The 24,992-nt window shown below is 42.9% G+C and carries 29 protein-coding genes and 1 pseudogene; 15 read left to right on the top strand and 15 right to left on the bottom strand.

What is annotated here, in order from left to right; genetic code table 11:
* The first annotated feature begins 462 nt into the window (after positions 1–462).
* Positions 463–885, top strand: a complete 423-nt coding sequence (locus HWQ38_RS28775) for a thermonuclease family protein (RefSeq protein WP_292800702.1) — start codon at positions 463–465, stop codon at positions 883–885.
* A 184-nt stretch (positions 886–1,069) separates the two neighbouring features.
* On the opposite strand, the gene HWQ38_RS28770 is transcribed toward HWQ38_RS28775, so the two are convergent.
* The 4 genes and pseudogenes from HWQ38_RS28770 to HWQ38_RS28760 form a co-directional block, all read right to left on the bottom strand.
* Positions 1,070–1,672: a glutathione binding-like protein gene (locus HWQ38_RS28770; protein ID WP_292800700.1), complete on the bottom strand. Its 603-nt coding sequence runs from the start codon at positions 1,670–1,672 to the stop codon at positions 1,070–1,072.
* Positions 1,673–1,985: 313 nt separating this feature from the next.
* Positions 1,986–2,258: a hypothetical protein gene (locus HWQ38_RS40605; protein ID WP_366933352.1), complete on the bottom strand. Its 273-nt coding sequence runs from the start codon at positions 2,256–2,258 to the stop codon at positions 1,986–1,988.
* Positions 2,173–2,463: a thiamine phosphate synthase gene (locus HWQ38_RS40600; protein WP_335236400.1), complete on the bottom strand. Its 291-nt coding sequence runs from the start codon at positions 2,461–2,463 to the stop codon at positions 2,173–2,175. The genes HWQ38_RS40605 and HWQ38_RS40600 overlap by 86 nt, the downstream gene beginning before the upstream one ends.
* A gap of 96 nt (positions 2,464–2,559) precedes the next feature.
* Positions 2,560–2,664, bottom strand: a pseudogene (locus tag HWQ38_RS28760) (HU family DNA-binding protein); the annotation flags it as partial.
* A gap of 112 nt (positions 2,665–2,776) precedes the next feature.
* Here HWQ38_RS28760 and HWQ38_RS28755 point away from each other — a divergent pair.
* Together HWQ38_RS28755 and HWQ38_RS28750 are read left to right on the top strand one after the other, a co-directional pair.
* Positions 2,777–3,301 (top strand): thiol-disulfide oxidoreductase DCC family protein, encoded by a 525-nt coding sequence (locus tag HWQ38_RS28755; protein WP_292800698.1) that lies wholly within the window; start codon positions 2,777–2,779, stop codon positions 3,299–3,301.
* Positions 3,302–3,496: 195 nt separating this feature from the next.
* On the top strand, positions 3,497–3,640 hold the full coding sequence (locus tag HWQ38_RS28750; protein ID WP_292800696.1) for a hypothetical protein: 144 nt from the start codon (positions 3,497–3,499) through the stop codon (positions 3,638–3,640).
* A 58-nt stretch (positions 3,641–3,698) separates the two neighbouring features.
* Here HWQ38_RS28750 and HWQ38_RS28745 read toward each other — a convergent pair whose 3' ends face one another.
* Positions 3,699–4,745, bottom strand: coding sequence for a GHMP kinase (locus HWQ38_RS28745; protein WP_292800694.1), 1,047 nt, complete (start codon positions 4,743–4,745; stop codon positions 3,699–3,701).
* Positions 4,742–4,912, bottom strand: coding sequence for a hypothetical protein (locus HWQ38_RS28740; protein WP_292800692.1), 171 nt, complete (start codon positions 4,910–4,912; stop codon positions 4,742–4,744). The genes HWQ38_RS28745 and HWQ38_RS28740 overlap by 4 nt, the downstream gene beginning before the upstream one ends.
* A gap of 146 nt (positions 4,913–5,058) precedes the next feature.
* On the opposite strand from HWQ38_RS28740, the gene HWQ38_RS28735 reads away from it, so the two are divergent.
* The 6 genes from HWQ38_RS28735 (at position 5,059) to HWQ38_RS28710 (ending at position 11,204) form a co-directional block, all read left to right on the top strand.
* A complete protein-coding gene (locus HWQ38_RS28735; RefSeq protein WP_292800690.1) occupies positions 5,059–5,583 on the top strand; it encodes an isochorismatase family cysteine hydrolase in 525 nt (174 codons plus the stop codon).
* Positions 5,584–5,661: 78 nt separating this feature from the next.
* Positions 5,662–6,681, top strand: coding sequence for an aldo/keto reductase (locus HWQ38_RS28730; RefSeq protein ID WP_292800688.1), 1,020 nt, complete (start codon positions 5,662–5,664; stop codon positions 6,679–6,681).
* A 616-nt stretch (positions 6,682–7,297) separates the two neighbouring features.
* On the top strand, positions 7,298–8,449 hold the full coding sequence (locus HWQ38_RS28725; protein ID WP_292800687.1) for a glutathionylspermidine synthase family protein: 1,152 nt from the start codon (positions 7,298–7,300) through the stop codon (positions 8,447–8,449).
* Positions 8,442–9,236 (top strand): hypothetical protein, encoded by a 795-nt coding sequence (locus HWQ38_RS28720; protein ID WP_292800685.1) that lies wholly within the window; start codon positions 8,442–8,444, stop codon positions 9,234–9,236. Before HWQ38_RS28725 ends, HWQ38_RS28720 begins: the two co-directional genes overlap by 8 nt.
* Before the next feature lie 180 nt (positions 9,237–9,416).
* Positions 9,417–10,838, top strand: coding sequence for an FAD-dependent monooxygenase (locus HWQ38_RS28715; RefSeq protein ID WP_292800683.1), 1,422 nt, complete (start codon positions 9,417–9,419; stop codon positions 10,836–10,838).
* A gap of 126 nt (positions 10,839–10,964) precedes the next feature.
* On the top strand, positions 10,965–11,204 hold the full coding sequence (locus HWQ38_RS28710) for a hypothetical protein (RefSeq protein WP_292800681.1): 240 nt from the start codon (positions 10,965–10,967) through the stop codon (positions 11,202–11,204).
* Positions 11,205–11,441: 237 nt separating this feature from the next.
* Here the strand turns inward: HWQ38_RS28710 and HWQ38_RS28705 are convergent, their stop codons facing one another.
* Both HWQ38_RS28705 and HWQ38_RS28700 read right to left on the bottom strand, forming a co-directional pair.
* Positions 11,442–12,170: a hypothetical protein gene (locus HWQ38_RS28705; RefSeq protein WP_292800680.1), complete on the bottom strand. Its 729-nt coding sequence runs from the start codon at positions 12,168–12,170 to the stop codon at positions 11,442–11,444.
* Between the two features lie 77 nt (positions 12,171–12,247).
* Entirely contained in the window at positions 12,248–12,442 is a 195-nt protein-coding gene (locus HWQ38_RS28700) for a hypothetical protein (protein WP_292800678.1), read from the bottom strand.
* A gap of 285 nt (positions 12,443–12,727) precedes the next feature.
* Here HWQ38_RS28700 and HWQ38_RS28695 point away from each other — a divergent pair, with 285 nt between their 5' ends.
* Positions 12,728–14,263: an NAD(P)/FAD-dependent oxidoreductase gene (locus tag HWQ38_RS28695; protein WP_292800706.1), complete on the top strand. Its 1,536-nt coding sequence runs from the start codon at positions 12,728–12,730 to the stop codon at positions 14,261–14,263.
* A 15-nt stretch (positions 14,264–14,278) separates the two neighbouring features.
* On the opposite strand, the gene HWQ38_RS28690 is transcribed toward HWQ38_RS28695, so the two are convergent.
* The 3 genes from HWQ38_RS28690 to HWQ38_RS28680 form a co-directional block, all read right to left on the bottom strand.
* Positions 14,279–14,437, bottom strand: a complete 159-nt coding sequence (locus HWQ38_RS28690) for a hypothetical protein (RefSeq protein WP_292800677.1) — start codon at positions 14,435–14,437, stop codon at positions 14,279–14,281.
* 266 nt (positions 14,438–14,703) lie between these two features.
* On the bottom strand, positions 14,704–15,507 hold the full coding sequence (locus HWQ38_RS28685; protein WP_292800675.1) for an aldo/keto reductase: 804 nt from the start codon (positions 15,505–15,507) through the stop codon (positions 14,704–14,706).
* Between the two features lie 119 nt (positions 15,508–15,626).
* Positions 15,627–16,415 carry a tryptophan-rich sensory protein gene (locus tag HWQ38_RS28680; RefSeq protein ID WP_292800704.1) on the bottom strand — a complete coding sequence of 263 codons (789 nt, stop codon included), beginning with the start codon at positions 16,413–16,415 and terminating at the stop codon, positions 15,627–15,629.
* Between the two features lie 433 nt (positions 16,416–16,848).
* Between HWQ38_RS28680 and HWQ38_RS28675 the strand changes: the two genes are divergently transcribed.
* Positions 16,849–16,992 (top strand): hypothetical protein, encoded by a 144-nt coding sequence (locus HWQ38_RS28675; RefSeq protein WP_292800673.1) that lies wholly within the window; start codon positions 16,849–16,851, stop codon positions 16,990–16,992.
* Complete coding sequence (locus tag HWQ38_RS28670) at positions 16,989–17,597, top strand: J domain-containing protein (RefSeq protein WP_292800671.1); 609 nt, start codon at positions 16,989–16,991, stop codon at positions 17,595–17,597. The genes HWQ38_RS28675 and HWQ38_RS28670 overlap by 4 nt, the downstream gene beginning before the upstream one ends.
* Before the next feature lie 8 nt (positions 17,598–17,605).
* Here the strand turns inward: HWQ38_RS28670 and HWQ38_RS28665 are convergent, their stop codons facing one another.
* A complete protein-coding gene (locus HWQ38_RS28665; RefSeq protein ID WP_292800669.1) occupies positions 17,606–18,865 on the bottom strand; it encodes an FAD-dependent oxidoreductase in 1,260 nt (419 codons plus the stop codon).
* A 246-nt stretch (positions 18,866–19,111) separates the two neighbouring features.
* On the bottom strand, positions 19,112–19,564 hold the full coding sequence (locus HWQ38_RS28660) for a DUF1392 family protein (protein ID WP_292800667.1): 453 nt from the start codon (positions 19,562–19,564) through the stop codon (positions 19,112–19,114).
* Positions 19,565–20,040: 476 nt separating this feature from the next.
* Between HWQ38_RS28660 and HWQ38_RS28655 the strand changes: the two genes are divergently transcribed.
* Positions 20,041–21,591 carry an FAD-binding domain-containing protein gene (locus HWQ38_RS28655; protein WP_292800665.1) on the top strand — a complete coding sequence of 517 codons (1,551 nt, stop codon included), beginning with the start codon at positions 20,041–20,043 and terminating at the stop codon, positions 21,589–21,591.
* An 88-nt stretch (positions 21,592–21,679) separates the two neighbouring features.
* The gene (locus HWQ38_RS28650; RefSeq protein ID WP_292800663.1) at positions 21,680–22,576 is read left to right on the top strand and encodes an alpha/beta hydrolase; all 897 of its coding nucleotides are present in this window, start codon (positions 21,680–21,682) and stop codon (positions 22,574–22,576) included.
* Positions 22,577–22,913: 337 nt separating this feature from the next.
* On the opposite strand, the gene HWQ38_RS28640 is transcribed toward HWQ38_RS28650, so the two are convergent.
* Positions 22,914–23,072 (bottom strand): hypothetical protein, encoded by a 159-nt coding sequence (locus HWQ38_RS28640; protein ID WP_292800660.1) that lies wholly within the window; start codon positions 23,070–23,072, stop codon positions 22,914–22,916.
* Between the two features lie 39 nt (positions 23,073–23,111).
* The gene (locus tag HWQ38_RS28635) at positions 23,112–23,273 is read right to left on the bottom strand and encodes a hypothetical protein (protein ID WP_292800710.1); all 162 of its coding nucleotides are present in this window, start codon (positions 23,271–23,273) and stop codon (positions 23,112–23,114) included.
* Positions 23,274–23,616: 343 nt separating this feature from the next.
* Between HWQ38_RS28635 and rsgA the strand changes: the two genes are divergently transcribed.
* On the top strand, positions 23,617–24,675 hold the full coding sequence (rsgA, locus tag HWQ38_RS28630; protein WP_292800658.1) for a ribosome small subunit-dependent GTPase A: 1,059 nt from the start codon (positions 23,617–23,619) through the stop codon (positions 24,673–24,675).
* Positions 24,676–24,992 lie beyond the last annotated feature (317 nt).

The raw sequence follows: 24,992 nt of genomic DNA, 5'->3' as shown, positions 1-24,992 counted from the left end.
GTTGATGAACAGAAGTTTCCCTGCACAGCATCTTGCCGCAACTTTGACAAATACGCAGATGCACCCAGCGACTGTTGAGCCGGATACACTCTTCACAACGAAAGACTGGGTAGTTTGCTTTAGAAATCAGAGTTTCCATAGTCAGATTGTCTAAATGTTCGCAACTCATATAAATTTGAATGACACGTTAATCAGAGTATAGATTAGTGCAGGGAAACACAGCTATTTTTGTTAGCACGCTTGGTAAGAGCAAATCCACTATTTGTAAGGCTTTTGGGTACGAGATGTAGTAAATGTTTAATGCGGTTAAAATTGTGGTTTCTTATATTGCAATAACAGAGCTAGCAACATGAAGCCATCGTGGATAACTGGCATAATTTTAACTGCTCCCGCCGGAGCTATGATCACCGCTATCTTGATTTTCCAAAGAACTAACCAGCCATCGATTACGCTTACTGAAGAATGGATAGCTTTCAAGTGGCAGATGGGGACAGCATCACAGTCCGTCAAACCGATAGCAGCCAAATGTCAGTCAAGCTTTGTGGAATTGATGCCCCGGAAGTAAAACACGGTAAATCTCCAGGACAACCATTGGTTAATGAGGCAAAACAGAAATTGCTCAAGCTAGTCGCTGCTGCTGATAACCAACTGATGATCGTTCCAGTGGAAAAAGACAACGATGGGCGCACTGTTGCAGAAGTTATGGCTCATGGACGGGGTGAGGCTGAGATTAGTTTTCAGGAAGAACTGCTCAAGAATGGTTTGGCCAGAACGCGTAACTCTAGTGTGGAGTGTCCAAATCAGTTGGCTTTTGAACAGGCTCAGGACATAGCAAAGGCATCCAAACTGGGAATATGGAACCAGTCCAATTTAGAGAGGCATTGAGACTAAATGTTTATAGTACTCCATCGCCAGCAGTCCCAAGTGTATCTGGTCAAAGCCACGGATGCCGTCCGTAATCCAGTAATACTTGGGATTGCTTTGCGGTTACTTCCAAGCGAATGATTTTACTGTTGGCTGGGATGGAGTTTGGATCATCCCCATTGTTGACTCATCCCTCCTCCTGCATTTAAGGAACTTGCATTCCGCGTTGCACAGCCGGACGTTGCTGCACCATGTCCACCCAGCGTTTGAGATTTGGGTAGTTGTCGAGTGTTAAACCCTGAAATTCATAAATCGCTACCCACGGATAAGTAGCAATATCAGCAATAGAATAGTCACCACAGATAAATTCATTGTCTTGCAGTTGTTTATCTAAGACACCATAAATACGTAAAGTTTCCTTTTCATAACGCTCAATGGCATAGGGAAGTTTTTCGGGTGCAAAGCGTTTAAAGTGGTTAAGTTGCCCAAACATTGGCCCGACTCCTCCCATTTGGAACATCAGCCACTCTAGGACTTGAAAACGGCTTTTTTGTTCAGTGGGTAAGAGTTTACCTGTTTTTTCGGCTAGGTAAATTAGAATTGCACCCGATTCAAAGACTTTAATCCCAGTTTCTTGGTCAACAATAGCCGGAATTTTACTATTGGGATTGATGGCGATGTATTCAGGTGTAAATTGCTGTTGTTGAGTAATGTCAATTTTGTGGACATTGTAGGGCAATTCGATTTCTTCCAGCATGACGGAAGCTTTGCGTCCATTGGGCGTGGTGAAGGTGTAGAGATCAATCATCTGTTGCTATCCCAAAATCTTGACATTTTCCGATGGTAGTGTAGCTTTGATTGAGAAATTAGGATATTAGCCGATAGGGAGATAAAAGCAAAAGCTAATTAATTTGGCGAAGGAGTCACAACCGTAACGGCTACGGACGGTAAACTACGCCCCCCAGTTCCAGTTTCAAGCGAGAAAAAGACCGATCGCTAACGGCGGGGCGTAACAAACATAACACTGCCTCAAAATGGACGTGCAGAGGCGATTTTAGCAGAATTGGTAGTGCTTGGGGTCGATGCCTGCGGCGGGCGGAGCCATCGCACCCTATATCTAATTAGGGGGCTTTGGGTTTGATGAACTTGAGGGTCATGCGTAGGCGTAGCCCGTCGCAGACATCGCTCTCCCCAATAGTGAGGAAGCGTTGCCTATCCTTTTCACCTTGGCTCAAGGTCGGAGGTAATGTCCAAACTCCGCCCGGATAGTCCTTGGTATCTTTTGGGTTGGCGTTAATCTCTGATTTTTTATTTTTTAAACATGCTAATTGCTGCAATACCAGACGCACCAACATCAAGACATTTTTGATAATTGTTTTCGTTAATTCCCCCAAGAGCAAAAACTTTCATTTGTGTTGATTTGCAAGCTTTAGTGAGCATATATAGACCAATACCTTTTGCTTCTGGATGAGTTGGGGTCGCAAAAATAGGTGAAGAGTCTAAGCCTTCTGGGTGTCGCTTGTGGCAATAACGCACCGCAGATTCAACAAGTTTATCGATTTTACTAGGTTGAGATTGCCCAAATCCCTTCGCACACATGGCACTGCCTCAAAATTTACGTGCTGGAAGACGCGATTTTAACAGAAACAGATTTGTTGGTACGGGAGTATAGTAAAGTAAATACATTTGTATTGATTAGGGTGCAACTTTTTCCCGAAACTGTTTCCCAGCAGAGAATGCAGGCACAATGGTCGCTGGAATAGTCATTGGCTCATTGGTTTTGGGATTACGCCCTTCACGCTAGTAGCGATGCCTACGGCGGCAAGCTACGCGTCGCTCGAATGGGCCAAACCCTATAATTCCAGAGGCGTTACGCTTGATGTAAGGAAATAAACCTAGTTAAGATCCCAAAATGTCCTCACCACAAATCCAATCCCACGGTTGTAACAACTCTCTAGACCAGCCTTTATCCACTCTGCCGTCGTGGAAAATCAAACTGCTGTATGACGGCCAATGTCCCTTGTGTCTGCGTGAGGTTAATTTTTTGAAAAAGCGGGACGCGGGTCGAGGGCTGGTGGCGTTTGTAGATATTGCAGCTGATGACTACAATCCCCAAGCAGATGGCGGTGTTGACTATGAAACTGCAATGGGGCGTATTCATGCTGTGTTGCCAGACGGAACGCTAGTTAAAAATATTGAAGTTTTCCATCGCATTTACGAAATTCTGGGGATGGGTTGGGTCTATGCTGCAACTTCCTTACCAGTTATCGGTGCTATTGCCGACTTCCTATATGGAATTTGGGCTGATTGGCGACTTTTTCTAACAGGACGACCAGATTTAGCGACTATTGTACGAGAGCGTTCTTCTCGACTTGCTTGCAAGACCCAAAGCCGTTGTCGCCTAATGGATGAAGATGACCAGGGCGAACGCACGTAAAACCTGAAACCCTTACTGCGTAAGGATATTGATGAAAAAATAGCCTCAATCATAAAACGCTCAAACCCTTGCTCTTAAAGGATTCTTGTACTTTAGATGCGTTTGCCCTGTGAAGATGACTAAGCCCAGTTTCACAATAAACGATGTCTTACTGCACACTTAATTGAAATTGTGACTCGTGAAGGAGCAAAAACAGTGGAAGCTTTACTACAAAAAACTTGTGTTCTTTATAGTGGTGATTTGCCGTCAGTAACTGAGACTGAAATTGCTGAACTTCAGCCTCAGATACGTAATTGGAAGATGATTGAGGAGAATGGTGAGTCATCCTCCACTCATTGAGGTATTAAAGAAACTCAACTTTCGTCCCTGAGCATCACTTGCTTAATCATGGGAGTTGTTACCTTGAGATAGTTAACTGTAACGCTTGCATTTGAGGAAAATCACGCTTAATAATTTCGATAGTTTTTGTTTGACTCTCTTGATTTTTAACTATGAGTTGTGCAGTGCCATCCCCCTGAGAACCTACGCCTTTTCCTCCAAAGATATAAGGCTTAAGTGGCTCATGAGCGAGAAGCAGATGTAGATTTTTTGCAGTTAATTGATCGGGACAAGCCGGAACTACGTATCGGTCAAATTCCGCTTGGGCTTTTGTCATTAAAGCTCCAAGAAGTTGGGCATCTCCGAGTTGTATTGCTTCAACTGCTGCCTGGGTAATTTCAGGGCTAATAGAACCAAAATATTTTTGGACATTTTGCTCTATTGAATTAGTAGCGAAAGGATAACACTGATTCAATCGTCTTAGTATTTCTTGTGTGTTTTTGCTCCCGCCGAGATCGACAATCACAAAAAACAAATCCTCACTCACTTTCAATTCGAGTAGGTCGATTTTTTCACCATCAAATATCATCAATATTGGGCGATTTCCATAAGCACAAGCCTGATCCATACGACCACAAAGGCTAGGAGTGGTTCTTTCTCCCAGATAGGCAAACTCCATTTCTGAACGAATTGTCATCTTCAAGCCATACAGACGATTAAAAGCCCTCGCAATCAGAACGCAAAAGGCAGCACTCGAAGATAATCCCTTTTGGATGGGTAAGTCGGTTAGATAATTATCAACCTCAAGTCCGCCAACATCATAGTGAGTTAGAATTTGATATGCTGTACCAGCAGCATAACTAAAAAAACCACCCTTTGCCGCTATGCATTTCAGGGTATTAGATTCCATAGGTAATCTCAACGGTTCATAACTGCTGCCATCATTGAGAGAAGGACGAATAATTAATTCAGTAGAATTAGGCAAGACATTGGCATAAATTCCTTGATTAGTACCAACAATTAAGGTGTAGCCCTTTTCGAGAAGAGGATTAACACTGCGATATTCTCCTGCCCAGTCAGTGTGTTCTCCAAACAAACAAAGACGGCCTGGAACAAAAATTCTCATTTGAAGTTTCCTGTTCTTAATCGAGGTATATTATCCTGATTAACTTGAATAAACAACACGTTACTCATCACTCCAATTGCCCACATCAGCAGGGCTTTCGGCAATAAGAGAAAGAATCGATGGGAGGCGATGACTACGCTCCGTCTAGCAATCGCTACTTTCTCCATCCCCAGATTTCCTTACTCACTACCCCATCACCAGCAATCACGTTCTGTGGGCCACCAAGGAAGAAGCTCAAAGTCGCGGATGTCATCTTTTATAATATTGCTTTATTTAATGTCTTAACTCTTAATCTAAATAAATTCTGGCACAAATGAGCGAAATACTTCTTGTAGTAGATATGCAAAATGGTTTTATGCCTGAGAAATGCAGACATATTATTCCTACTGTCATTAAACTAATTGAGCGTTTTTTAGAGGCTGGTAAACTCGTTGAATTCACAAAATTTATCAATACTGCTGACAGTAATTATGTGAAGCTAATTCATTGGTCAAGCTTGATACATGAACCAGAAACGAGCATTATTGATGAACTTCAGCCATATATACATAATATTTTTGATAAACCTTATTACTCTGCATTTACGGAAAATTTTTCGAGTTTTATTTTGATTAATCAAATCAGCAAAATATATCTTTGTGGAGTTGAAACTGATAGCTGTATTTTCAAGACAGCAATTGACTCTTTTGAGCGCGGTATTGAACCAGTAATTATCGAGGATGCTTGCTTTAGTGCTGGTGGTCAGCAAGCGCATGATGCAGGTATTTTCTTACTCAAACGTAATATCGGAAAAAACCAAATTCAGATGAGTAATCAGATTCTTGAGAAGATATCATAAGCTGTTCCACAGAAACTATCCATTGTGAGAAAATGTTCACTTGACTTCAAATAGGCACGGCTTCAAGGAGTAACAGCGATGGAAACGCGATTTTTAGGAAAGTCCGGTCTTAAGATTTCGGTTCTCAGTTTCGGTACAATGACATTCGGTGGTAGCGACTTCTTCCAAGAAATTGGGGCGACTCAGGTAGATGAGGCGCAACATCTGATTGATATTTGCCTTGATGCAGGTGTCAACATCTTTGACACAGCAGATGTTTACTCGAATGGACTTTCTGAGGAGATTCTTGGTAAAGCTCTCGGAAAGCGTCGTTCTGATGTAATTATTGCAACTAAGGCTTATGGTCGTATGGGAAAAGGAGCAAATGATACTGGATTGTCACGTTATCATCTGATTCGAGCCTGTGAGGACAGCCTACGTCGATTAAACACAGATTACATCGACCTCTATCAAGTTCATGGTTTCGATGCTCTAACTCCACTAGAAGAAACACTTCGCGCCTTAGATTCACTTGTACGTAGTGGCAAAGTTCGCTACATTGGCTGCTCTAATTATTCAGCTTGGCATTTAATGAAGGCGCTGTCTGTATCAGAGCGTTTGAACTTGGAGCGCTATGTGTCACAACAGGTTTATTACTCACTTGTGGCGCGAGAGTTGGAATTTGAACTAATTCCTCTAGGTTTAGATCAAGGTGTGGGTATCTTAGTGTGGAGTCCGCTTGCTTTTGGTTTCCTCTCAGGTAAGTATCGTCGTGGTCAGCCCCAACCGGAAGGGACGCGACGAGCAAAAATCGGTGATATTGGCACTGTCAGTGACGTGGAAAAGGGATACGACATTGTGGAAGTTCTGCATGAAGTGGCTAATAACCGTGGTGTCAGTGTTGCTCAAGTTGCGCTCAACTGGCTGTTACGTCAGTCTGGTATTACATCCGTTATTATCGGAGCGCGGAATGAACAACAACTTCGAGACAACCTTGGTGCCGCTCAGTGGGAGCTAACATTAGAGGAAGTAAATCGGCTCAATCAGGTTAGCGCCAACGCGCCAATCTATCCTTACTGGCATCAGCGCAAGTTCGGGGCTGAACGCATTCCACAATAAAAATATCCCAGTTGCGATCGCATGAAGGCAGTGAGCTTGGTGCGATCGCTCCCTATCTGTAAGTCCTAGCCCAATCGAGGAAAATCAGAGGTAGACAGTAGAGAAGCGGATGCCGTCTGCAATACGCTGGCTTGTGCTGACTTCTAACCTTTATAATGCCAACTTCAAGATTATTCGTTTTTTGCGTAAAGACCCCATTAGCGTTATCAGGAGCAAAACAAGAATTATTTCAGGCGTGGCTATGGTAGTGTTGATCGTCTCAAATAATTATGCCTTCTCATTTTCTTCTGGCATAACTCGGATGAGCGCGTTTTCTATCTCATCAAGTGCTTTGTCTATGGCATCCAATTGCTTGCGATTTTCCCACTATTGAGATGTACGGAGTTTTTTCAAAAATCAAATAGGATTACTATATTATGGTTAGTCATTTACTCAAAAGCTCCCAATAAAAGGGAGGTATATGGCATCTTACATTAATGGTGCTGTACAAGCAGCGCAACATAATTACGAGTTATAACCTACGGTTGGCACTAAATTGGATCTCAATTGCTACTTTGAACAATGGCAATGTTCACCTCAACTAGATAAAAAAACATTTACTCAGATTCGCAGACACTTGGCACTTAAATGCTTTAAGTGGGATGCCCAAATCGGTGATGTTAGTACCCTGGCTCCCTTTGCTTTAATCCTCCCAACGTTGGTTTGGCAGCAATTAGCAACACTTGCTGAAAAACTGACATCTGAAGCAAATACTGCTGAATTGCAAATATTGCAACGTCCCGAACTGATGAAGCAATTGGGTTTACCTCGTCAAATTGTCAAAATACTTTCCGAAAAATCCGTACAACCATCACCAGCCGCAGCCCGTGTTGTACGATTTGACTTTCATCCCACATCTGATGGTTGGCGGATTTCCGAAGCAAATTATGATGTTCCCGGAGGTTACACCGAAGCTTCAAATTTCTCAAAATTGATGGTGCAACAGTTTCCTGGTACAACATTGGCAGGAAACCCAGCGAATAAACTTGTTGATGCTTTGACACAGACAATACCACCAAAAGGACATATTGCTTTACTGTCTGCTGCTGGGTACATGGAAGACCAGCAAATTACTGCTTACTTAGCTGAACTCTTGCGTCAGCGAGGATGTAATTCTTACTTAGCAACACCTGAGCAAATAGTTTGGCACAATGGTTTTGCTCATCTCAACAGTGAGTGGTATCGTGGTTCTCTAGATGCAGTAATGCGCTTCTATCAAGGTGAATGGTTAACTAAGTTACCTCTAGATTGCAATTGGTCATACTTTTTTCACAGCAGTCAAACTCCTATATGTAATCCTGGGTCTATGTTGCTTGTTGAAAGTAAGCGCTTTCCTCTTGTCTGGAACCAGATTAATTCGCCCCTAGATACTTGGAAAGCTTTGCTAGCTGAGACTCATGATCCCCGCCGTGTCAATTGGGTTACAAATCGCCATTGGCTATTCAAATCAGCTTTTTGTAACAATGGGGATACAGTGACTATGCTCGGCATGAGCGACCGCACCAATTACATCCCGACAATTTGTAATATTTTACTCGACCCTAACAACTGGATTGCTCAACGTTATTTCCAAACCTTACCCCTGACAACACCTCTAGGAATTATGTATCCTTGCATAGGAGTATATACGGTCAACGGTAAAGCTGCTGGTATTTATGGGCGCATTGCCCCCAAGCCACTAATTAATTTTGCCGCTATTGATATTGCCGTACTAATTCAAGATGGATGAATCAACTGTTTTTGACCTTTGGTCTCCCGCAGATAGCATTTGGTCGCCTTGGGTGAAACCAGTATTGTTTGCCCACTTGCCCAGAAGATTGCCAATAATTACCCAATTACCAACGCCAGATTTCAGCTGGGTTCCACCTGTTGGGCAAGGTAAGGCGATTGTAGTTGATTTAGCTGGAATGGATTCTGTGTATATCGGATTAGCATTAGCTAAAAAAGGATATCGACCCGTACCTTTATTTAATTCTTGTCCTTTGCCAACTGCATTTGTTCAGGAACGAAATTTATCTCTAGAAGCAACGAAAGAATTGACGAGAGTAGATGTAGAATCCATTTTGGCAACATTGGTACAGGGCTGTGATAGCTTGCACCAACTCGATTTGCCCGACAATGCACCCCCCGCCTTCTTGCTAGATGCTAATCGTCAAGGTAATTCTTTAGCTTTTCGTATTGTTCCAGAAAATTTATTTGACAATCGTTCTGTAGTTTTTATTACAGATTTTCCTAGTGTAAATTTTTTCACTGAACAACGTATTAATAGTGTGATTGTTGTTCGCCAATCGGATCGCAAATTTGCTAGCGATTTGACTTATATATTAAATACTTGGCAAAAAGCCAAGCTCTCACTCAGTTACAAGCCTTTATCTGACCCGCGTCCTATTCAACCTCTGAAGATTTGGGCATTTCCTTGGCTAGGAATTTGGGTAAGATTGATTGCCAATCTTACTCTCCATAAGCGTCCTAATGGGGGTTTTGGCGGATTTATCCCTTCGTCCTCCAGTGGTTAAACCTAATTAGAGAATCGGGGCAGGGCTTGAACTTTGTTAGACCATTGATTGGCGATGCACTTGAATTAGGCGGCTACGCCATCGCACCACTATCAAGCAAGTATGGCACGGTGATGCCTTGTATGTTCAGATGAGAGTCTGTAACTATGGATTCATGGATATCAGATGTTCAATTCAACTATGACCCAACCAAACGAACGCCACGCTCTTGTCATTGGGGGAAGTATCGCTGGACTGCTAGCAGCGCAAGTGCTGACTAAATACTTTAACCGGGTAACAATTATCGAACGCGATCATTTGAGCGCTCAACCAGAACAGCGTCCTGGTGTACCCCAAGCTCATCATCTCCACGTCTTACTCAAACGGGGTTTGGATATCTTAGAACAGCTTTTTCCAGGTATCCAGACTGAATTAGCGGCATCCGGCGCAGTCGCCATTAACGCTAGTGCTGATTACCTGTGGTATGGCTTAGGAGGATGGACACCCCGCTTTAATTCCGATTTGAACTTCTACAATTTAAGTCGGAACTTACTCGAATGGATTATCCGCCGTCGTTTAGCTACGAATAACCGTGTTGTATTTGTACAAGCAACAATTGTTACTGGATTGCTGTCTAACCCCAACAAAACTCAGGTCACGGGTGTGCAGGTACGCCGAAAATTTGATCAGAGGCAAGATAACTCTCCCAAACAAACAGATTTCACTGCTGATTTAGTAGTAGATGCTAGCGGACGTAATTCTCTCGCTCCTGGGTGGTTAGAAGCAATGGGTTATACACCGCCAAAAGAAACTGTGATTAATTCCTTTTTGGGCTATGCTAGTCGCTTATATCAACTGAGAGAAAACTTTCCGGCTGATTGGCAGGGTGCATTGGTAACGGCAAAAGCCCCAGGCACACGCGGTGGTGTAATGTCTGCAATCGAAGGAAATTGTTGGATAGTTACACTTGCTGGAATTGGTCGAGATTATCCACCAACTGACGAAGCTGGGTTTTTAGACTTTGCTCGTAGCTTACGCAATCCAATTATCTACGAAGTAATTAAAGATGCTCAAGCCATTTCGCCTGTGAGAGCCTATCACCGCACGGAAAATAGGTGGCTTCACTATGAAAAACTGTCGAGATTGCCGTCAGGGTTTGTGGTAATAGGTGATGCTGTTTGTGCTTTCAATCCCGTCTATGGACAAGGCATGACTACTGCGGCTCTAGGTGCATTGACGTTAGATGAGTCTTTGAATAAGCAATTATCTCGCCATGCTGATGGAAATTTAGTCGGGCTATCTCAAAGCTTTCAAAAGCAACTTAGCAAAATAATTGCAGTCCCTTGGCTAATGGCAACAGGTGAAGATTTTCGCTGGCATACTACTGTGGGCGGACGACCCAATTGGATGACGCAACTCATGCAGTACTATCTAGATCAAGTGTTGCTGCTGGCTGCCCAAAGCCCTGACATCCACAAGCTTTTCTTAGAAGTGATGCACCTACTTAAACCTCCCAGTGTATTTTTCCATCCCAGTGTTCTAAGGCAGGTGTTACAGCGAATCATCAAGAAGAGCGATCAAAACTGGAATAGAACTGGGGACAACCTGTTGGTAGATCAGTGATTTTCTGATTGCTTACCGAATGAACCGTCAGCGATCGCTTAAATAAATTTCAGTTCATCTTAAACATATCCGCCCAATTAAATTCACTCATAAGTTGTTTTCGAGATGAAAAATCAAGAGAGTTAGGTGGGCGCTATTGTTTTGTTAGACGTGCCATGTCTGCGACGGGCAACTCTTGGAAACGCTGCGCGATCGCTCCTAGAAAATACAAGCGACGAAAAATTAAACGAGGTAGAGGAGCGATCGCTTTCGGTGGGCGGGTACGCCATCGCACAGACTATCAACTCAGTTAAAACTACAAATAAAGTCAGTAAACCACAAACTTTTAAAAGCCAACGAAAAAACAAGGGTTTCAGCCATCGTTAATCAGGAGTATTGACCATTGGTTTTAGAGGGATCTTAGAGCGATCGCTTGAAGATGACTAGGGTGATCGTCTGAAATGCTCAACAAAACGTTGTTTTGTGATATCTCTGACTTTGGCTGAAATGTTTGCTTGGTAAAGCTTCTAAAAAACTTTTTGGTTTACTGAAAGTGGTAATTATGAGCGTTTTGGACAAACATTTAGATTTTCTACGGAATGACGCTCTGATACATGATGATAGTCAATCAAAGTTAGCATCAAATACTAATGAACCGTCAGTTGATAGTACGATGTAGCGATAGTTACGTGGAGCCGAACGCCAAAATTGCCCCAATTGCTTGATGTTGTAGCCATTGGGTACATTAATTTCAAAATAACCGTGTTCTGGAACCCAGCCAATCCACATACCATTGTTCGCTTGAGTGTAGCCCATTCTATTCCAGAACAAATTGCGGATTGATCGCTCTTGCGCCTCGCTAATGGGTACACGCACCTGTCGCCAAGATGGACGGCCAGCATTCCGCAGAGCTTCACGAGGCAAGTTGGAGGGTAGCCATCGCCCAACACTGTTGTAAAACCAGCTATAGCGTGCCTTCTCTGTTAACATATCAAACCGCGTACAAGCGTCATACACCGCCGAAAGCAAGCGGCCATCACTGGCATAAACGCTATGTAAGTAATTGCCGAGTCGTAGCAAGTTGAGGGCTTCCTGTTTGTGTGAACCACGCAGCTGATCGAAACTTGCAGCTAGGGTAATGCGATCGCCAATTAAGCGTTCATACACTTTTGTTGTGCCCCAAGGGTAAGTTTTTTGGCGCTGTAATTCATCCCAATGTTGCTGCACTTGCGGTTGCACTTCCTCAAGCGGCTGAACAGAACCAGGACAGTTGGCTTGCGCCTCTGGTATAGCAACTAAAAAGTTTAGTGTAGAAGCAACTGGTAATATCCACAATAAATTTTTGTATATCATATTACTTAAAATGTAAGATTTTAACTAGAGATTTCCAAGATTAATACTTTTATCTACAAGCCCAACTACAGATTTACTCAAAGATAGGGGAGAAGTAGGGGAGGTGCGATGGTGCGGAGCGCCTGCCGGAGGAGATCGCCTACACGCCCATAGTCCAAATTCTTAGAGTCAAAGTTGCACCCCCAAAGAGCGATCGTCAGTAGCAATAATTTTGAGCGATGCCGAAGGCGACAAGCTAGGCATTTATCGGGACTTAAACATTTTTGAGGCACAAACAATCCTCAAACCCATACAGGGCAAGAAAAATACACTAAATGCTCAAAAATGCTTAAAACCCAGATATATCAAGAGACTAGACAAAACGATGTCAAAGTCTCTCTGTATATAAATTTGAGGCTTTTTTCTGGCTACTTTTTGTCTAAGTCCCACTAACAAAATTCCCGCTTTGAAAAATGACACAGCAAACCCAAATATTAGAGAATCTGCTTTCTCCTCAGTTATTGAGAGTGAAAAACTTGGCACAATAACTATAGACTACGCACTAATAACTAATGACTATGAACCAAAAAGATGTAGTTGTAATTGGTAGTGGTATAGGGGGGTTGAGTTGTGCTGCTGTTTTGGCGCGATATGGCTTTGATGTGACTGTTTGTGAGAGTCATACAATTGCTGGTGGAGCGGCGCACAGTTTTGAACGTCAAGGATTTAAGTTTGATAGTGGCCCTTCTCTTTACTCTGGGTTGTCTTACACTCCTTCGGTTAACCCTTTACGACAAGTGCTAGATGTAATTGGTGTGGATTTGCCGTGTGTAACTTATGATACTTGGGGTTGTCGGCTACCAGAAGGTGATTTTGATACATCTGTGGGTGCAGAACAGTTTTGTGAAGTGCTGGCAAGGCTGCGAGGTGAAGATGCAGTGTCCCAATGGCGACGCTTGCAAGCGGTGATGACACCACTAGCCGCAGCTGCGAGCGCTCTCCCTGCATCTGCATTACGTTTAGATATAGGTGCAGCTTTAACTATCAGTAAATTTGCTCCATCGTTAGCTAAACATACTGCCAATATTCTTAAGTTAACGGGGTCTTTTGACCGGATCGTGAATGGTGTTGTCTATGACCCCTTTATTATTAACTGGTTGAACTTGTTGTGTTTTCTCCTTTCTGGACTACCAGCATCAGGAACTAACGCCGCGGAAGTCGCATTTATGTTTGCGGAGTGGTACAAACCAGGAGTAACGTTAGATTACCCTGTTGGTGGTAGTGCTGCTTTAGTCAATGCACTGGTGCAAGGACTAGAAAAACATGGCGGGAAATTAATGTTAGGCTCTCATGTTGAGCAAGTTTTGGTACAAGGTAAACGGGCAGTAGGTGTCAAACTGCGAAATGGGCAAGAAATTCGAGCGCGGCGAGCAGTTGTTTCTAATGCTTCGGTATGGGATACGTTAAAACTATTACCAGAAGGAGCAGTACCAAACAAATTCCGTAGTCAACGCCAAGCCATACCAGAGTGTGATAGTTTTATGCACTTGCATCTTGGTATTGATGCTCAAGGTTTACCAGCAGATTTAGCTTGTCATTATATTGTGGTTAATGATTGGCAATTGGGCATTACTGCACCGCAAAATGTTGTGGTGGTATCAATACCCTCAATTCTTGACCCATCCCTTGCACCCCCAAGTAAACACGTAATTCACGTTTACACTCCCGGTAATGAACCCTACGCACTTTGGCAAGGGCTAGATAGGAGAAGCCAGGAATATGAGCAACAAAAGCGATCGCGCGCCGAGGTGATGTGGCAAGCTTTAGAACGAATCATCAGCGATATCCGCACCCGTTGCGAAATCACCCTGGTTGGTACACCCCTCACCCACGAACGTTTTTTAGGCCGCCATCATGGTTCCTATGGCCCGGCAATTTCTGCCGCTAAAGGTTTATTTCCTGGTCACGGTACACCTTTAGCGGGATTGATGTGCTGCGGTGACTCCACATTCCCCGGCATCGGTTTACCCGCCGTCGTCGCTAGTGGGATGATTGTTGCTAATACCCTGGCTCCTTTGAGTAAGCATTTAGCTATGTTGGAGGAGATAAGTTAAGGACAAGACTGGCTTTTAATCATTAGCCCTCGGACAACTTATCGACGGAGTAGCCGTGCCATCAATTACCTTTGGTATAATCACCATCACTTCCAAAGCCAGGTTCGTAGGAATTCCCCTTGCTTCTAACCGCTTCAACTCCAGAACGTCACTGCCTGCTGCCAATCCATCCAAATATTCCTCTACACTACTCCTAAGTTTTCAATCTTCGACATAGGTATAATTGGTTTTTTGTTTGATTTCTATATTCAAGCATCTATTACGTAGCTTATCTCACAGATGGATCATGTCAAAGTGCGGCGGACTGAGCAACAGCTACTGAGCCAAATTTCCTCTCTACGAGACGCGCTCTGCGCGAAGGCTTGAAAAAGGTCTGCATCCCAGTCAAATCCCAATGTGGTTTCGTGTTATGCGATCGCTCCCCTCAACCATTCCACCTCTCAAACCCATTGAGTATCAAACGCATCTTGCCCAGTTCCATAAATTAAGTTCCCGTATGAGTGCCATTTAGCTATTTTTTGGGCTTCAATTTTGGGCGCGTGTAGAACAGCAAGATTTTCTTCTAATTGCTGCCTAGTTTTGGGGGCGGTGAGCGCCAGACGCACCCCTGGATGCTTTAGCGCATAGCGATAACAGTCTGCTGCGGTAGGTAACTTTCCGTGCCAGTTGTGATCACCTTTGAGCAATGTTCCCCAGCGCGTGCAAGTGAATGCCACCACGGGAATACCAGCTTTTTGAGCAGCAGGTAAAACATCTTCTTCTGCCTGACGATGTGCCATATTGTAGCGGTGCATCAACACATCACACTGATGGCGTTCTATCATTTCTAAAGCTATGGCTCGGTTGTGTGTGGTAACTCCCACGTAGCGCACAAGTCCAAAATCTTTCCACGAATAAAGTTCATCAAGCAACACCTGAACCTGGGTTATGTCGTCAGCAGGCGAAACATATTCAATAAAAAATACATCCACCTGCTCGACATCTAGGCGATGGCGCACAGAGTCGAGGTAAAGGCGTAAAGAGCTTATATCCCGATTTTCACTCCCCGTTGCCACCAAGACCTGCTGATGCTTTGTAACCAACAGAGATTTTAAGCCACTCAAAAAGTTTTCAGATTCTAAATTGTAAAAGAAAAAGTAATTGATTCCCGCTTCAAATGCCAACAAAACAGTTGCAGCGTCTATCGATTGCCCTGCCAAACCGAGAATGCTTGCTGGTTGTCCTTGTAGTGTTGATAATTCCACAGTCAACTATCCGACTTCTTACTTTCAGTGTATTACGCTAGTACAATGCTAGTGAGGACATCATCAATGAATGTTAATTTTTGGGCGTGAGCCTACAGTGGGCGGGTACGCCATTGCACTTAAATATGTTCTTGTTGGGGGCGTAAGCTGTTAATCGTAGCTGTCAAAACTAAGACAATTGCCAAAACCAACGCGGCATTTCTGAGCATTGAATTATCAGAGTGCTTGAGTGCGATCGCCACCAATGCCCAAAGTATTACTCCTGTATAAGCGATGTCTCGACGCTGGATGACAATAAATGCTGCAACTGCTGTTGCTATCAATACCATGATCAGAGTCCATGTTACGGCAGAAATCCCCCAACCGTTCCACGCGTGAAAATACAAGGCACACGCTACGTTGACAATGGTCGCCACGCTAATCCAGCCCAGATAAATGCTGATCGGAAAGTGAATACACCATTTCTTGAGCCGAGGTACACGCTTATTGCCAATTTCTAACTGCACATAAACACCAATTAGGGGCAACAGAATCAAAAGCATTGCAATTACAGAAAGAGCAAAAAGCCGAGACAAAAACAGATACACCCAAATACTTTGAGCAACACAGGCAATCACTAACAGATAACCTGTCTGACGTAAATCAGGGTCATCTCGTTGGTCAGGTAGAGCTTGGTATACCCCAAAAGCAAACAACCCAAGGTAAATCAGCCCCCAAATAGCAAAGGCGTAATTAGCAGGGATAACCAGGACATTTTTAAACAAAGTATTGGAAATTTCCCCGATACTGAGTCCATTGAGCGGAAAAATGTTCGATACTACGTTGATAACGAAAGCACCAAAGATTGCAGCCAACGTAACAAGCTGTCGCCAAAAATCCCTGTAATTGCCTTTTGTGGACTGCTGCATAGGATGTTCACTCATATCTTTTGTACTTTTAGCTTACATCCCAAAAAGAGCGACGCATATAAACCACGAGTCTTGCAGAGCAAGTCAATGAGGAACCAGAACGTGAGCCTGCCTGAAATTTCCTCGCTTGAAAATTGGCAGCAAGGCAAGCAATACCGAAGTCGGGCTGTTTGGTGACCGAAGAGGCGGAGGGGCAGGGGGCAGGGAGCAGGGGGAGCAATAGAAAGTCCCGAAGCCGTGAAGCGGAGCGGAACATGGGTATCAAGCCCCGCCCATAAGAGAGCGTTCTCGATTGGTGGGAGTACAAGCTTCTTCCAATCCTCCCCCTACTCCCCGCTCCCCGCTCCCCTGCCTCTTGTGACGCACCTCAGCTATAGTTGCTATTTCTCAGACTTGAGTAGAGGATTAGTGATTGGGAGGATCAAAATAATAAATGACTCAAAACATCTCATATCCCCTGACTTGGACAACCATCTACCCCAGAACACCGCAGCACAAACAAGAAGCGGCACGATTTGAGGTAAATTTCTCAACTGCACGAAATGACCTACTTAACGGGAGCAATGCTCCAAAGTGAGGTCGGGGTTTGATTATCAACTACATCGTCATATTCTCAATAAAACCAGGTTTATTTGGTTGCGATCGCATCCCAAAATACCTATTTTCGTTCTTGGTTTTAGCACCTCACTTTGGAGCATTGCTCCCCTACTTAAGGAGCTTCGGCTGTTGGGAGCAAAGAACATCATAATTTCTAGCAATGTACCAACGCGCCAAGACGGTTTCCCTTATGCAAGGCCCAAAGAACCAGACGATCCAGGCGTTGCTGTTTATTTCAAAATCAAAGATAAAAACTATGTGCTGTGTTGCAATCGCTGGCTAAAAGTAAGGCATAATCTCAGAGCAATTGGCTTGCACATTGCAGCTATGTGCGGAATCGAGCGCTGGGGAATGGGGAGTGTTGAGCAAGCATTCGCGGGGTATCAAGCACTACCACCACAGCAAGAGAAAAAATGGTGGGATGTACTTGGTGTTAGTCCCCGTACAACCGAAGATGAAGTAAAGGAAGCATACAGAAAGCTGGCAAGACAACATCATCCAGATAACGGCGGTTCTGATGAGCAAATGACCATAATCAACGCCGCTTATGAACAGGCAAAACAGGTTGACGATATGCTTGTGTGACAAGAGGATCAGTTCTTAACCAAAATTTGCTTTGCTGCTCGTTGTCCACTGCGAATTGCTCCCTCCATATAGCCACAATATTCAACGGGAGCGGTATGTTCTCCTGTAAAAATGACTCCTCCGGCAGAGTAAGGTAAGTCAGAGCGCCAGCTTTTCAAGTCTCTAGGAACGAAATAGCAGTAAGATCCCTGTGACCAAGGATCAGCACTCCAGTCATGAGTTGCAGTTGCAAGTGCTTTGGGAGCATTTGGCTTAAGCGTGGATACTGTTTGTTGTGCTAACTCAACGGAGTGTCCAGCAACATTTCGGCTAGGTGTCCCACTGCTTGTACAACCAAGAATTCCCGCTTCACCTGTCTGAGTTACGGTAGATTCCCAGACCGTTTGATAAGGTGTTTCTCCCACGACTAACCCCCAACTGGATTGCTGCCAGAAACGGTTGGAGTACTGAAGTAAAGTCTTAACCGATATCCCATAGGGCAAGTGAGCAATCGCCTCTCGTTGTGCCTCTGTAAGCGAAACTTCAATAGACAAATGGCGCAAAACACTCCAGGGAATTGTGACAACAATCCAGTCGGCAAATACTTCAACCTTTCCCTGAACCGTTTTTAAAGTCACGACAACAGTTTGTTCTTGCTGCCCAATCCGCACAACTGGGGTATTAAGATGGATGCGCTCGCCCAAAAAGTGAGCAAATGATATTGCAAGTTGACTACTGCCACCTCGAATTCGCAAATTGCGATCGCCCGAAGTTCCACTGTAAGCAAAAAAGCCAACTCCAATCGCCTCCGGATCGGCAGCATACATTCCATAGGATTGCTGACGAACAACTTTGCAGGCAAAGGGATCAATGGAATGTTGTGCAGCCAGCCACTGGGCTAATGTTTGGGCAGGATCGGCAAGCTGTTCTAATAATTGGTCTAACTTCTGATATACATCATTTAAAGAATCTTGCTGTTGAGACAAGAGCGTTTTTTGAGTAAAGAAATTACCATCAATGTAATAGCACAGGTCATCTGGATACTTAAAGGCAGGCTCAAGTATGAGGTTGAATTGACTGGCATAAGATATCAATGCTGTATGGTTATCATCGACAAACTCTGCACCCAATTCGCCATGCTGTTCTGCTCCAAAAAAGACTGTTTGGACTCGCCCTCCAACTCGTTCGCGGGCTTCAAACACTTGCACATCAAACCCAGCACGAACCAGTTCATAAGCAGCTGTAAGTCCTGCCAACCCAGCCCCAACTATAATTACTCGTTTGCTCATAGGTTGTCATTATCTTGCTGCATACCATCACCCAAATTGAATCAATTGTCTTTCAAGTTTTGAACGGCTAGTCTACAGATTTTGTCTTTTCTTGATAAATTTCTTTTTTTAATGTTGCATACTCTGTTAATTGTCTCTTCTATCCACCGGAGTGTTATTCAAAAAGTTCAATAAGTTTAATGTTAGACCAATAACCCAAGTTGCTAATACACTGTGGCATTGCTCATTAGTTCCAAGTAACGATAATCATACACCCACATTGACTAAATCAACATCAGCAAGCCATATTATTCTACTTTGGGCAAACACTTCTTCTAAAATTGGGGAGCGCCACTCTACCCCATAAAGCCAATTATCTTTGAGGCTAAAAATTCCTTGAATAATACGGCGTGTCGGCTGTTCACCGAAATCAACCTCAACTATATCCCCCAATTTAAAAGCTGGAGTAGAAACAGTGGACTTTTCTAGTAGATTTGTTCTATGAAATTCTTGTTCAGCTAAGTAGAGAGTTTCACTCTGGCAAACAATTGCATAAATCCATTCGTGTCTTTCCCACTGAACTCCACAGCAGTAGCCTGACAAGTCTGAGATTGACAACAAAACTTTTTCTAACATTTTCACTGCTAGGGGAGGCATGGTCTGATCCCACTCAGGAGAAATATGCCAACAGGATTCTAAGGCGGTAATTTGGTTACTCATCTGGGAATGTAGTTCTCTTTTTTATACATAAACTCACTTGAATCAGCCTGATCCGGAATATAATTTAAATACTTCACTCGCTATGTCAATTCCTAATCAATACAGAGCTAGTCGGCACACTTTCCATAATATCCGTGGAACCTTCATCAGCTAAACCTATTCTCAGATGTGACCCCCATCCGCGCACCTAGAGCAGAAATACTGGTGATGAGCCGGGATGCTTTGGTGGATTGGAAATTTCAGATTTTGGATTATTAGCAGAAGGAGAGAGAGAGTAAACCACCTCTTCAGGTGACACTGTTTGACATGACACCAAACTACTATGACGCAAGCCAAATTGATCCGCTTTCGCTGCGGCTTGTACGCACCCAGTTCCTCAATAAGTGAGGATAAATTACAAATGGCTATGGACACTCAACTTCGACAGCAAAAGAAAATATTGGTACAAATGTATTGTAGTGATGGTAGATTAAACTATGCACCTTCTATGGTTCCGTCGAGATTTACGATTAACTGATAACGAAATTGTCACAATAGCAACTGCTGACGGTGCAGGAGTTTTGCCATTCTTTATCATTGACCCTTGGTTTTATACCTGGGCTGATGTGGGAAAGAAGAGAGTTCGGTTCTTATTTGAGTCTTTGGAAAACCTCAATTTTAATCTTCAAAAGTTAGGTAGTCGGCTGTACTTATTTGAAGGTAATTCTACAAACATTGTGCAAGAGTTGACTAAGCAGTTAACTGAGCAAGGGTATAAACCTAAACTTTTCTTTAACCGTGATGTGCAAGTAGAGTATGGTATCAGCCGGGATAAAACTATAGTTGATTTTTATAAGCAGCTGAACCTCGACTACTACATTGGACTAAACAACTTTCTGCAATCAGCAGAGCAACGTGACCAGTGGTTTAACGAATATTATACCTATCAAAGACAATCCCAATATCAAGCGCCAGCAACTATTAATACGCCTCAAATTACACTTAATCTACCAGAGTTAACATTTTTAGAACTCAAACAAAAATACCATCGCTTTTGGGCAGTAGAGAAAGTTTACTTTCCAGGGGGCGAAACACAAGCACAAGCTAAACTAGACTCATTTCTCAAAAAAAGATATTACGGATACCATTGGAAACTTTCTCGCCCAATGCTCTCACAGCTTGGTGCTACATCTCATTTATCACCACACCTGACTTTTGGGACTATTTCAACTCGCACTGTTTACCAAAGCACTAAAGCCTTAGCAGAAGAATTAAAAACTCAACCCAAGGCAGAATTCTCCCTCAAAGCATTTCGAGACCGTTTACGCTGGCATGATAGTTTCACTCAAAGACTCTATTTTCATCCAGAAATTGCTTATACTAACCGTTACCCGGAATTTGATAGTTTGTATACACCATCAGAATTATCACCTGCAAAACAAGAATTATTCCAGGCTTGGCTTGAAGGAATGACAGGTTTCCCTTTAGTTGACGCAAGTATGCGGCAACTTCAAACGATCGGCTGGATGAACTTTCGGATGAGGGCAATGTGTGCCACGTTTTTAACTATCAACTGTGGTATTTCCTGGCATCACGGCGCTAAACACTACATGAACTATTTAGTAGATGGAGATTTAGCAATTGATAATTGGCAGTGGCAGATGCAGGCTGGTGCAACTAATCCCCTCAGCGATACTTTCCGCATATATAATCCGTCGAAGAATATTGCCGAAAAAGACCCTCAAGGAGACTTTATTTACCACTGGATACCGGAACTGCGGGGCTATAGTTTACCAGAAATTGAACAGGGGAAATACATTAACAATAGTTATTATCCACAACCAATTTTAGATTGGTCAAAGACGCGTAAAGTTAATGGCAAAGTTGTTTCTGACTTACGAAAGCTAACCAAACAGCGATTATTAAGCCAAGGTGGAGATGAATACAACAATGCGATCGCTGCTAAAGTAACAGTTGAAAAATACTGGCAGCATAAAGACAGAGAGTACAAAGAATATCAACAAAAGGTTACTGACTCGCAGGAGTAAAGCTGACAAGCAAGAAGAAATTAATGTGTAATTTCTTCTTGCAGTTAAATAATCTATCGCTTTCAAAACGCCTTATTAGATTGCTCTAATGTTTACTACTTTTCTGCCATCACAAGTTAATCAACTTAAAGACCCAGAGACGATCGCTTTCGTCCAAAGTATTGAAAGAATTTCCCTTGCAACCTCCCTGAGCCAACACCCAATCCTCACAACTTATATGAAAAAAGGTAGTGGGGTAACACCAATTCTGCTACTACACGGCTTCGACAGTTCCATTCTAGAGTTCCGTCTTCTGTTGCCATTACTTGCTACTCAAAATGAAACATGGGCAGTAGATTTGTTAGGTTTTGGCTTTACACAAAGGCAAAAAGAAATAAATTACAGCCCAACTACAATCCAAATTCACCTTTACGATTTTTGGAAAACTTTAATCAACAGGCCGATAATACTAGTAGGTGCATCAATGGGAGGTGCAACTGCTATTGATTTTACTCTCACTTACCCTCAAGTTGTAAAATCAGTAATATTGATTAATAGTTTAGGTTACACTAATTCTCCCGTTTTTACCAAATACTTGTTTCCGCCTTTTGACTTTTTGGCTGTAGAATATCTACGTCAACGCCACATTTGGGCATTAAATTTATGTAGTAAGTTACCTAATTTAGATACCAAAATACTTTTGGCAATTCAGTGCGCCATGCTACATCAAGAAATGCCGCTTTGGCATGATGCTATGATTGATTATGTCAAAACTGGAGGTTATAGCAACTTGGCAGATAGAATTGCCAAAGTTGAAAAACCAACACTGATTTTATGGGGAGAAGCTGATGATATGCTCCCACTTGAAGATACAGAAAAATTTCAGCGCTCCATTGCCAATTCTCAATTAATAAAACTGAAAAATTGTGGTCATACCCCTCAAATTGAACAGCCACAAATTACATCTCAACATATTTTGCAATTTCTGAATAAGTGTAATTTCTAAGTGATTTAAGGGGACTTTGAAGGTATTAGTTTCTTGAAGTAAGGGAATGCTGTCTTCAATATCCCATGCTTGTCCCTCAGCTTTTGATAATGTTCGGTCAAAAAGGACGACTCTTACACATTTACGGAGTAGCACTAAAGCATTTGCTACGTCTGCACTCACATTCCCCGCACCAATGACCCCGACCTTGGATGTTTTGCTACTCATGTCATATCTATCTTTTTTGTAACTGTTTTTCGCTTTGGGTTAAGAATATAACTGATATTGTCCAAAATCACGCAATTCGGCAGTTGAATTGTGCAATCGTTCCATCCAACAGTGCCATAAATTAATCCCCCTAGCGATCGCAACTCCCAAAAACCCGCCTTACAAAAATGTCAAAGCCAGTAGTTTTTCTAACACAAAAACTACCCAACCGAATCTTCGCGCCAGATTTCCCACCAACACCCCACTCATCACTCCAATAGCCCACATCAGCAGCACTTTTGGTAATCACTCGTGAGAATCAATTGAGGAGGCGATGACTACGCTCCGTCTAGCGATGTCTACGACGGGCTGCGCCTACGCTACTTTCTCCATCTCCAACAACCATATCCTGTAAGCCGTCAAGCCATTTGCTCAAAGTCGCGGATGCCCCACTCAAAAATAACGAGCCGGGCAGTCTATTCTGTCCACTAATCTTCTTGATGCCCACCATTTGAGCAATGATGACTTGCTCAAAAAATATATTGCCTAGTAAGCAATCTACTGAGGTACTATCAAGCCATCACAGTATTTGATGCCAGTTCTGCCAAAATGAGATAATGTAGTAATGTAGATTATTTTTGTAATACATAAGGTAGGAAGAATGATGACTCAATTACTAGCTGTCCGGGTTCCCTTCAAAAACTCAACCAACTCAAGGCGCAGAGATTTTCGTTAAATCCTCCGTTTACAGGAATGATACTCGAATTTACAGACACTAAGAAATTCATCTACAAAAGTGTCTGCCTCTGTGCGCCTTGTCTGTGAGAAAAGCAGCACACATCGAGGAAACATCAATGAATTTGAATTTTTTAGGCTGGAGTGACTTTTTTACTCGCAGTTTTACACCCTATAGCCAACAAGGTTTTAGCGTTGCTAGGGTTGCTATTGAACACAGAAATACTTACATCGTTTATGGTCAACAGGGGGAACTAACAGCAGAAGTTACAGGGAAACTGCGACATCAAGCAATTCTTGGGCAAGACTTTCCTGCTGTTGGGGACTGGGTTATCATTCAGGTGCCAGAAGAAGGACACACTAACATTCATGGAATTTTGCCGAGAAAAAGCAAGTTTTCACGAAAAATCGCTGGTAGTAAAACCGAAGAACAAATTGTTGCAGCTAACATTGACACCGTGTTCTTGGTTTGTGGACTTGATGGCGACTTTAATCTCAGAAGAATTGAACGCTATCTGATTTTGGCAAACAATAGTGGTGCAAATCCAGTCATCGTTTTAAATAAAGCCGACCTGTGCAATTCTTTAGAAGATAATGTCTCAAAAGTTGAAGCTGTTGCCCAAGGAGTACCAATTTTAGTATTGAGTGCCAGCACTGAGCAAGGGCTGGATGTCTTGAAATCATACCTCCAGCCAGGACAAACAGTTGCTTTGTTGGGGTCTTCTGGTGTGGGTAAATCTACTATCACCAACCAACTAAAAGGTGCATCAGTACAAGCTGTGCAACCAGTGCGTCGAGGTGATGATCAAGGTCGTCATACGACTACAAATCGAGAATTGATATTACTACCAACAGGCGGCTTAATCATTGACACTCCAGGAATGCGAGAAATTCAAATTTGGGCAGGTGGTGAAAGCTTACAAGAAACCTTTGCAGACATTAAAACCTTAGCCACAGAATGCCGTTTTCGTAATTGCCAACACAACAACGAACCTGGCTGTGCAGTGCAACAAGCATTACTTGAGGGAGAACTTGATTTTTTCAGATTTCTCAGCTACCAGAAATTGCAAAAAGAACTTAACTATCTTGTTCGCAAACAAGACCAACGGGCGCAATTAGATGAGAAAGAATGCTCCAAGAAAATCCATAAAGCCATGCGAAATTATCACAAGCGTTGATGACATTGAGATAATTAACTGATTTTGTTACGGGACGGGGATATCACTCGTCCTTTTAATCAATTCCCACCCCTAACTTCAAGTTCATAAATCTTGCAGCCTTGGCATCTGTTCAAAATCACAGTTGCCGTTTGTAATACCCTAGCTAATGCTGACCTCTATCCTTTGTAATGCCAACTTCAAGATTATTCGTTTTTTGCGTAAAGTAGGCAACTTGAGGTGAAGAGTATTATATAACAGTATTTACTATGGATAAACTGGGGACAACATTAATTGTTCTCTATATAATTTACTTCTATCAAAAACTGCTCTAGCTT

Source organism: Nostoc sp. NMS7 (assembly GCF_017115085.1).
In the GTDB taxonomy this organism is placed as follows: domain Bacteria; phylum Cyanobacteriota; class Cyanobacteriia; order Cyanobacteriales; family Nostocaceae; genus Nostoc.
The sequence above is the reverse complement of the archived record's forward strand: the minus strand, read 5'-3'. Positions and strand labels throughout refer to the sequence as shown.

What these genes read in the sequence shown, in the direction of transcription:
- HWQ38_RS28775 (WP_292800702.1), top strand. Translation starts at nt 463, where the DNA reads ATGGATAGCTTTCAAGTGGCAGATGGGGACAGCATCACAGTCCGTCAA.
- HWQ38_RS28770 (WP_292800700.1), bottom strand. Translation starts at nt 1,672, where the DNA reads ATGATTGATCTCTACACCTTCACCACGCCCAATGGACGCAAAGCTTCC.
- HWQ38_RS40600 (WP_335236400.1), bottom strand. Translation starts at nt 2,463, where the DNA reads ATGTGTGCGAAGGGATTTGGGCAATCTCAACCTAGTAAAATCGATAAA.
- HWQ38_RS28755 (WP_292800698.1), top strand. Translation starts at nt 2,777, where the DNA reads ATGTCCTCACCACAAATCCAATCCCACGGTTGTAACAACTCTCTAGAC.
- HWQ38_RS28745 (WP_292800694.1), bottom strand. Translation starts at nt 4,745, where the DNA reads ATGAGAATTTTTGTTCCAGGCCGTCTTTGTTTGTTTGGAGAACACACT.
- HWQ38_RS28740 (WP_292800692.1), bottom strand. Translation starts at nt 4,912, where the DNA reads ATGGAGAAAGTAGCGATTGCTAGACGGAGCGTAGTCATCGCCTCCCAT.
- HWQ38_RS28735 (WP_292800690.1), top strand. Translation starts at nt 5,059, where the DNA reads ATGAGCGAAATACTTCTTGTAGTAGATATGCAAAATGGTTTTATGCCT.
- HWQ38_RS28730 (WP_292800688.1), top strand. Translation starts at nt 5,662, where the DNA reads ATGGAAACGCGATTTTTAGGAAAGTCCGGTCTTAAGATTTCGGTTCTC.
- HWQ38_RS28720 (WP_292800685.1), top strand. Translation starts at nt 8,442, where the DNA reads ATGGATGAATCAACTGTTTTTGACCTTTGGTCTCCCGCAGATAGCATT.
- HWQ38_RS28715 (WP_292800683.1), top strand. Translation starts at nt 9,417, where the DNA reads ATGACCCAACCAAACGAACGCCACGCTCTTGTCATTGGGGGAAGTATC.
- HWQ38_RS28705 (WP_292800680.1), bottom strand. Translation starts at nt 12,170, where the DNA reads ATGATATACAAAAATTTATTGTGGATATTACCAGTTGCTTCTACACTA.
- HWQ38_RS28695 (WP_292800706.1), top strand. Translation starts at nt 12,728, where the DNA reads ATGAACCAAAAAGATGTAGTTGTAATTGGTAGTGGTATAGGGGGGTTG.
- HWQ38_RS28680 (WP_292800704.1), bottom strand. Translation starts at nt 16,415, where the DNA reads ATGCAGCAGTCCACAAAAGGCAATTACAGGGATTTTTGGCGACAGCTT.
- HWQ38_RS28675 (WP_292800673.1), top strand. Translation starts at nt 16,849, where the DNA reads ATGACTCAAAACATCTCATATCCCCTGACTTGGACAACCATCTACCCC.
- HWQ38_RS28665 (WP_292800669.1), bottom strand. Translation starts at nt 18,865, where the DNA reads ATGAGCAAACGAGTAATTATAGTTGGGGCTGGGTTGGCAGGACTTACA.
- HWQ38_RS28660 (WP_292800667.1), bottom strand. Translation starts at nt 19,564, where the DNA reads ATGAGTAACCAAATTACCGCCTTAGAATCCTGTTGGCATATTTCTCCT.
- HWQ38_RS28655 (WP_292800665.1), top strand. Translation starts at nt 20,041, where the DNA reads ATGCACCTTCTATGGTTCCGTCGAGATTTACGATTAACTGATAACGAA.
- HWQ38_RS28650 (WP_292800663.1), top strand. Translation starts at nt 21,680, where the DNA reads ATGTTTACTACTTTTCTGCCATCACAAGTTAATCAACTTAAAGACCCA.
- HWQ38_RS28635 (WP_292800710.1), bottom strand. Translation starts at nt 23,273, where the DNA reads ATGGTGGGCATCAAGAAGATTAGTGGACAGAATAGACTGCCCGGCTCG.
- rsgA (WP_292800658.1), top strand. Translation starts at nt 23,617, where the DNA reads ATGAATTTGAATTTTTTAGGCTGGAGTGACTTTTTTACTCGCAGTTTT.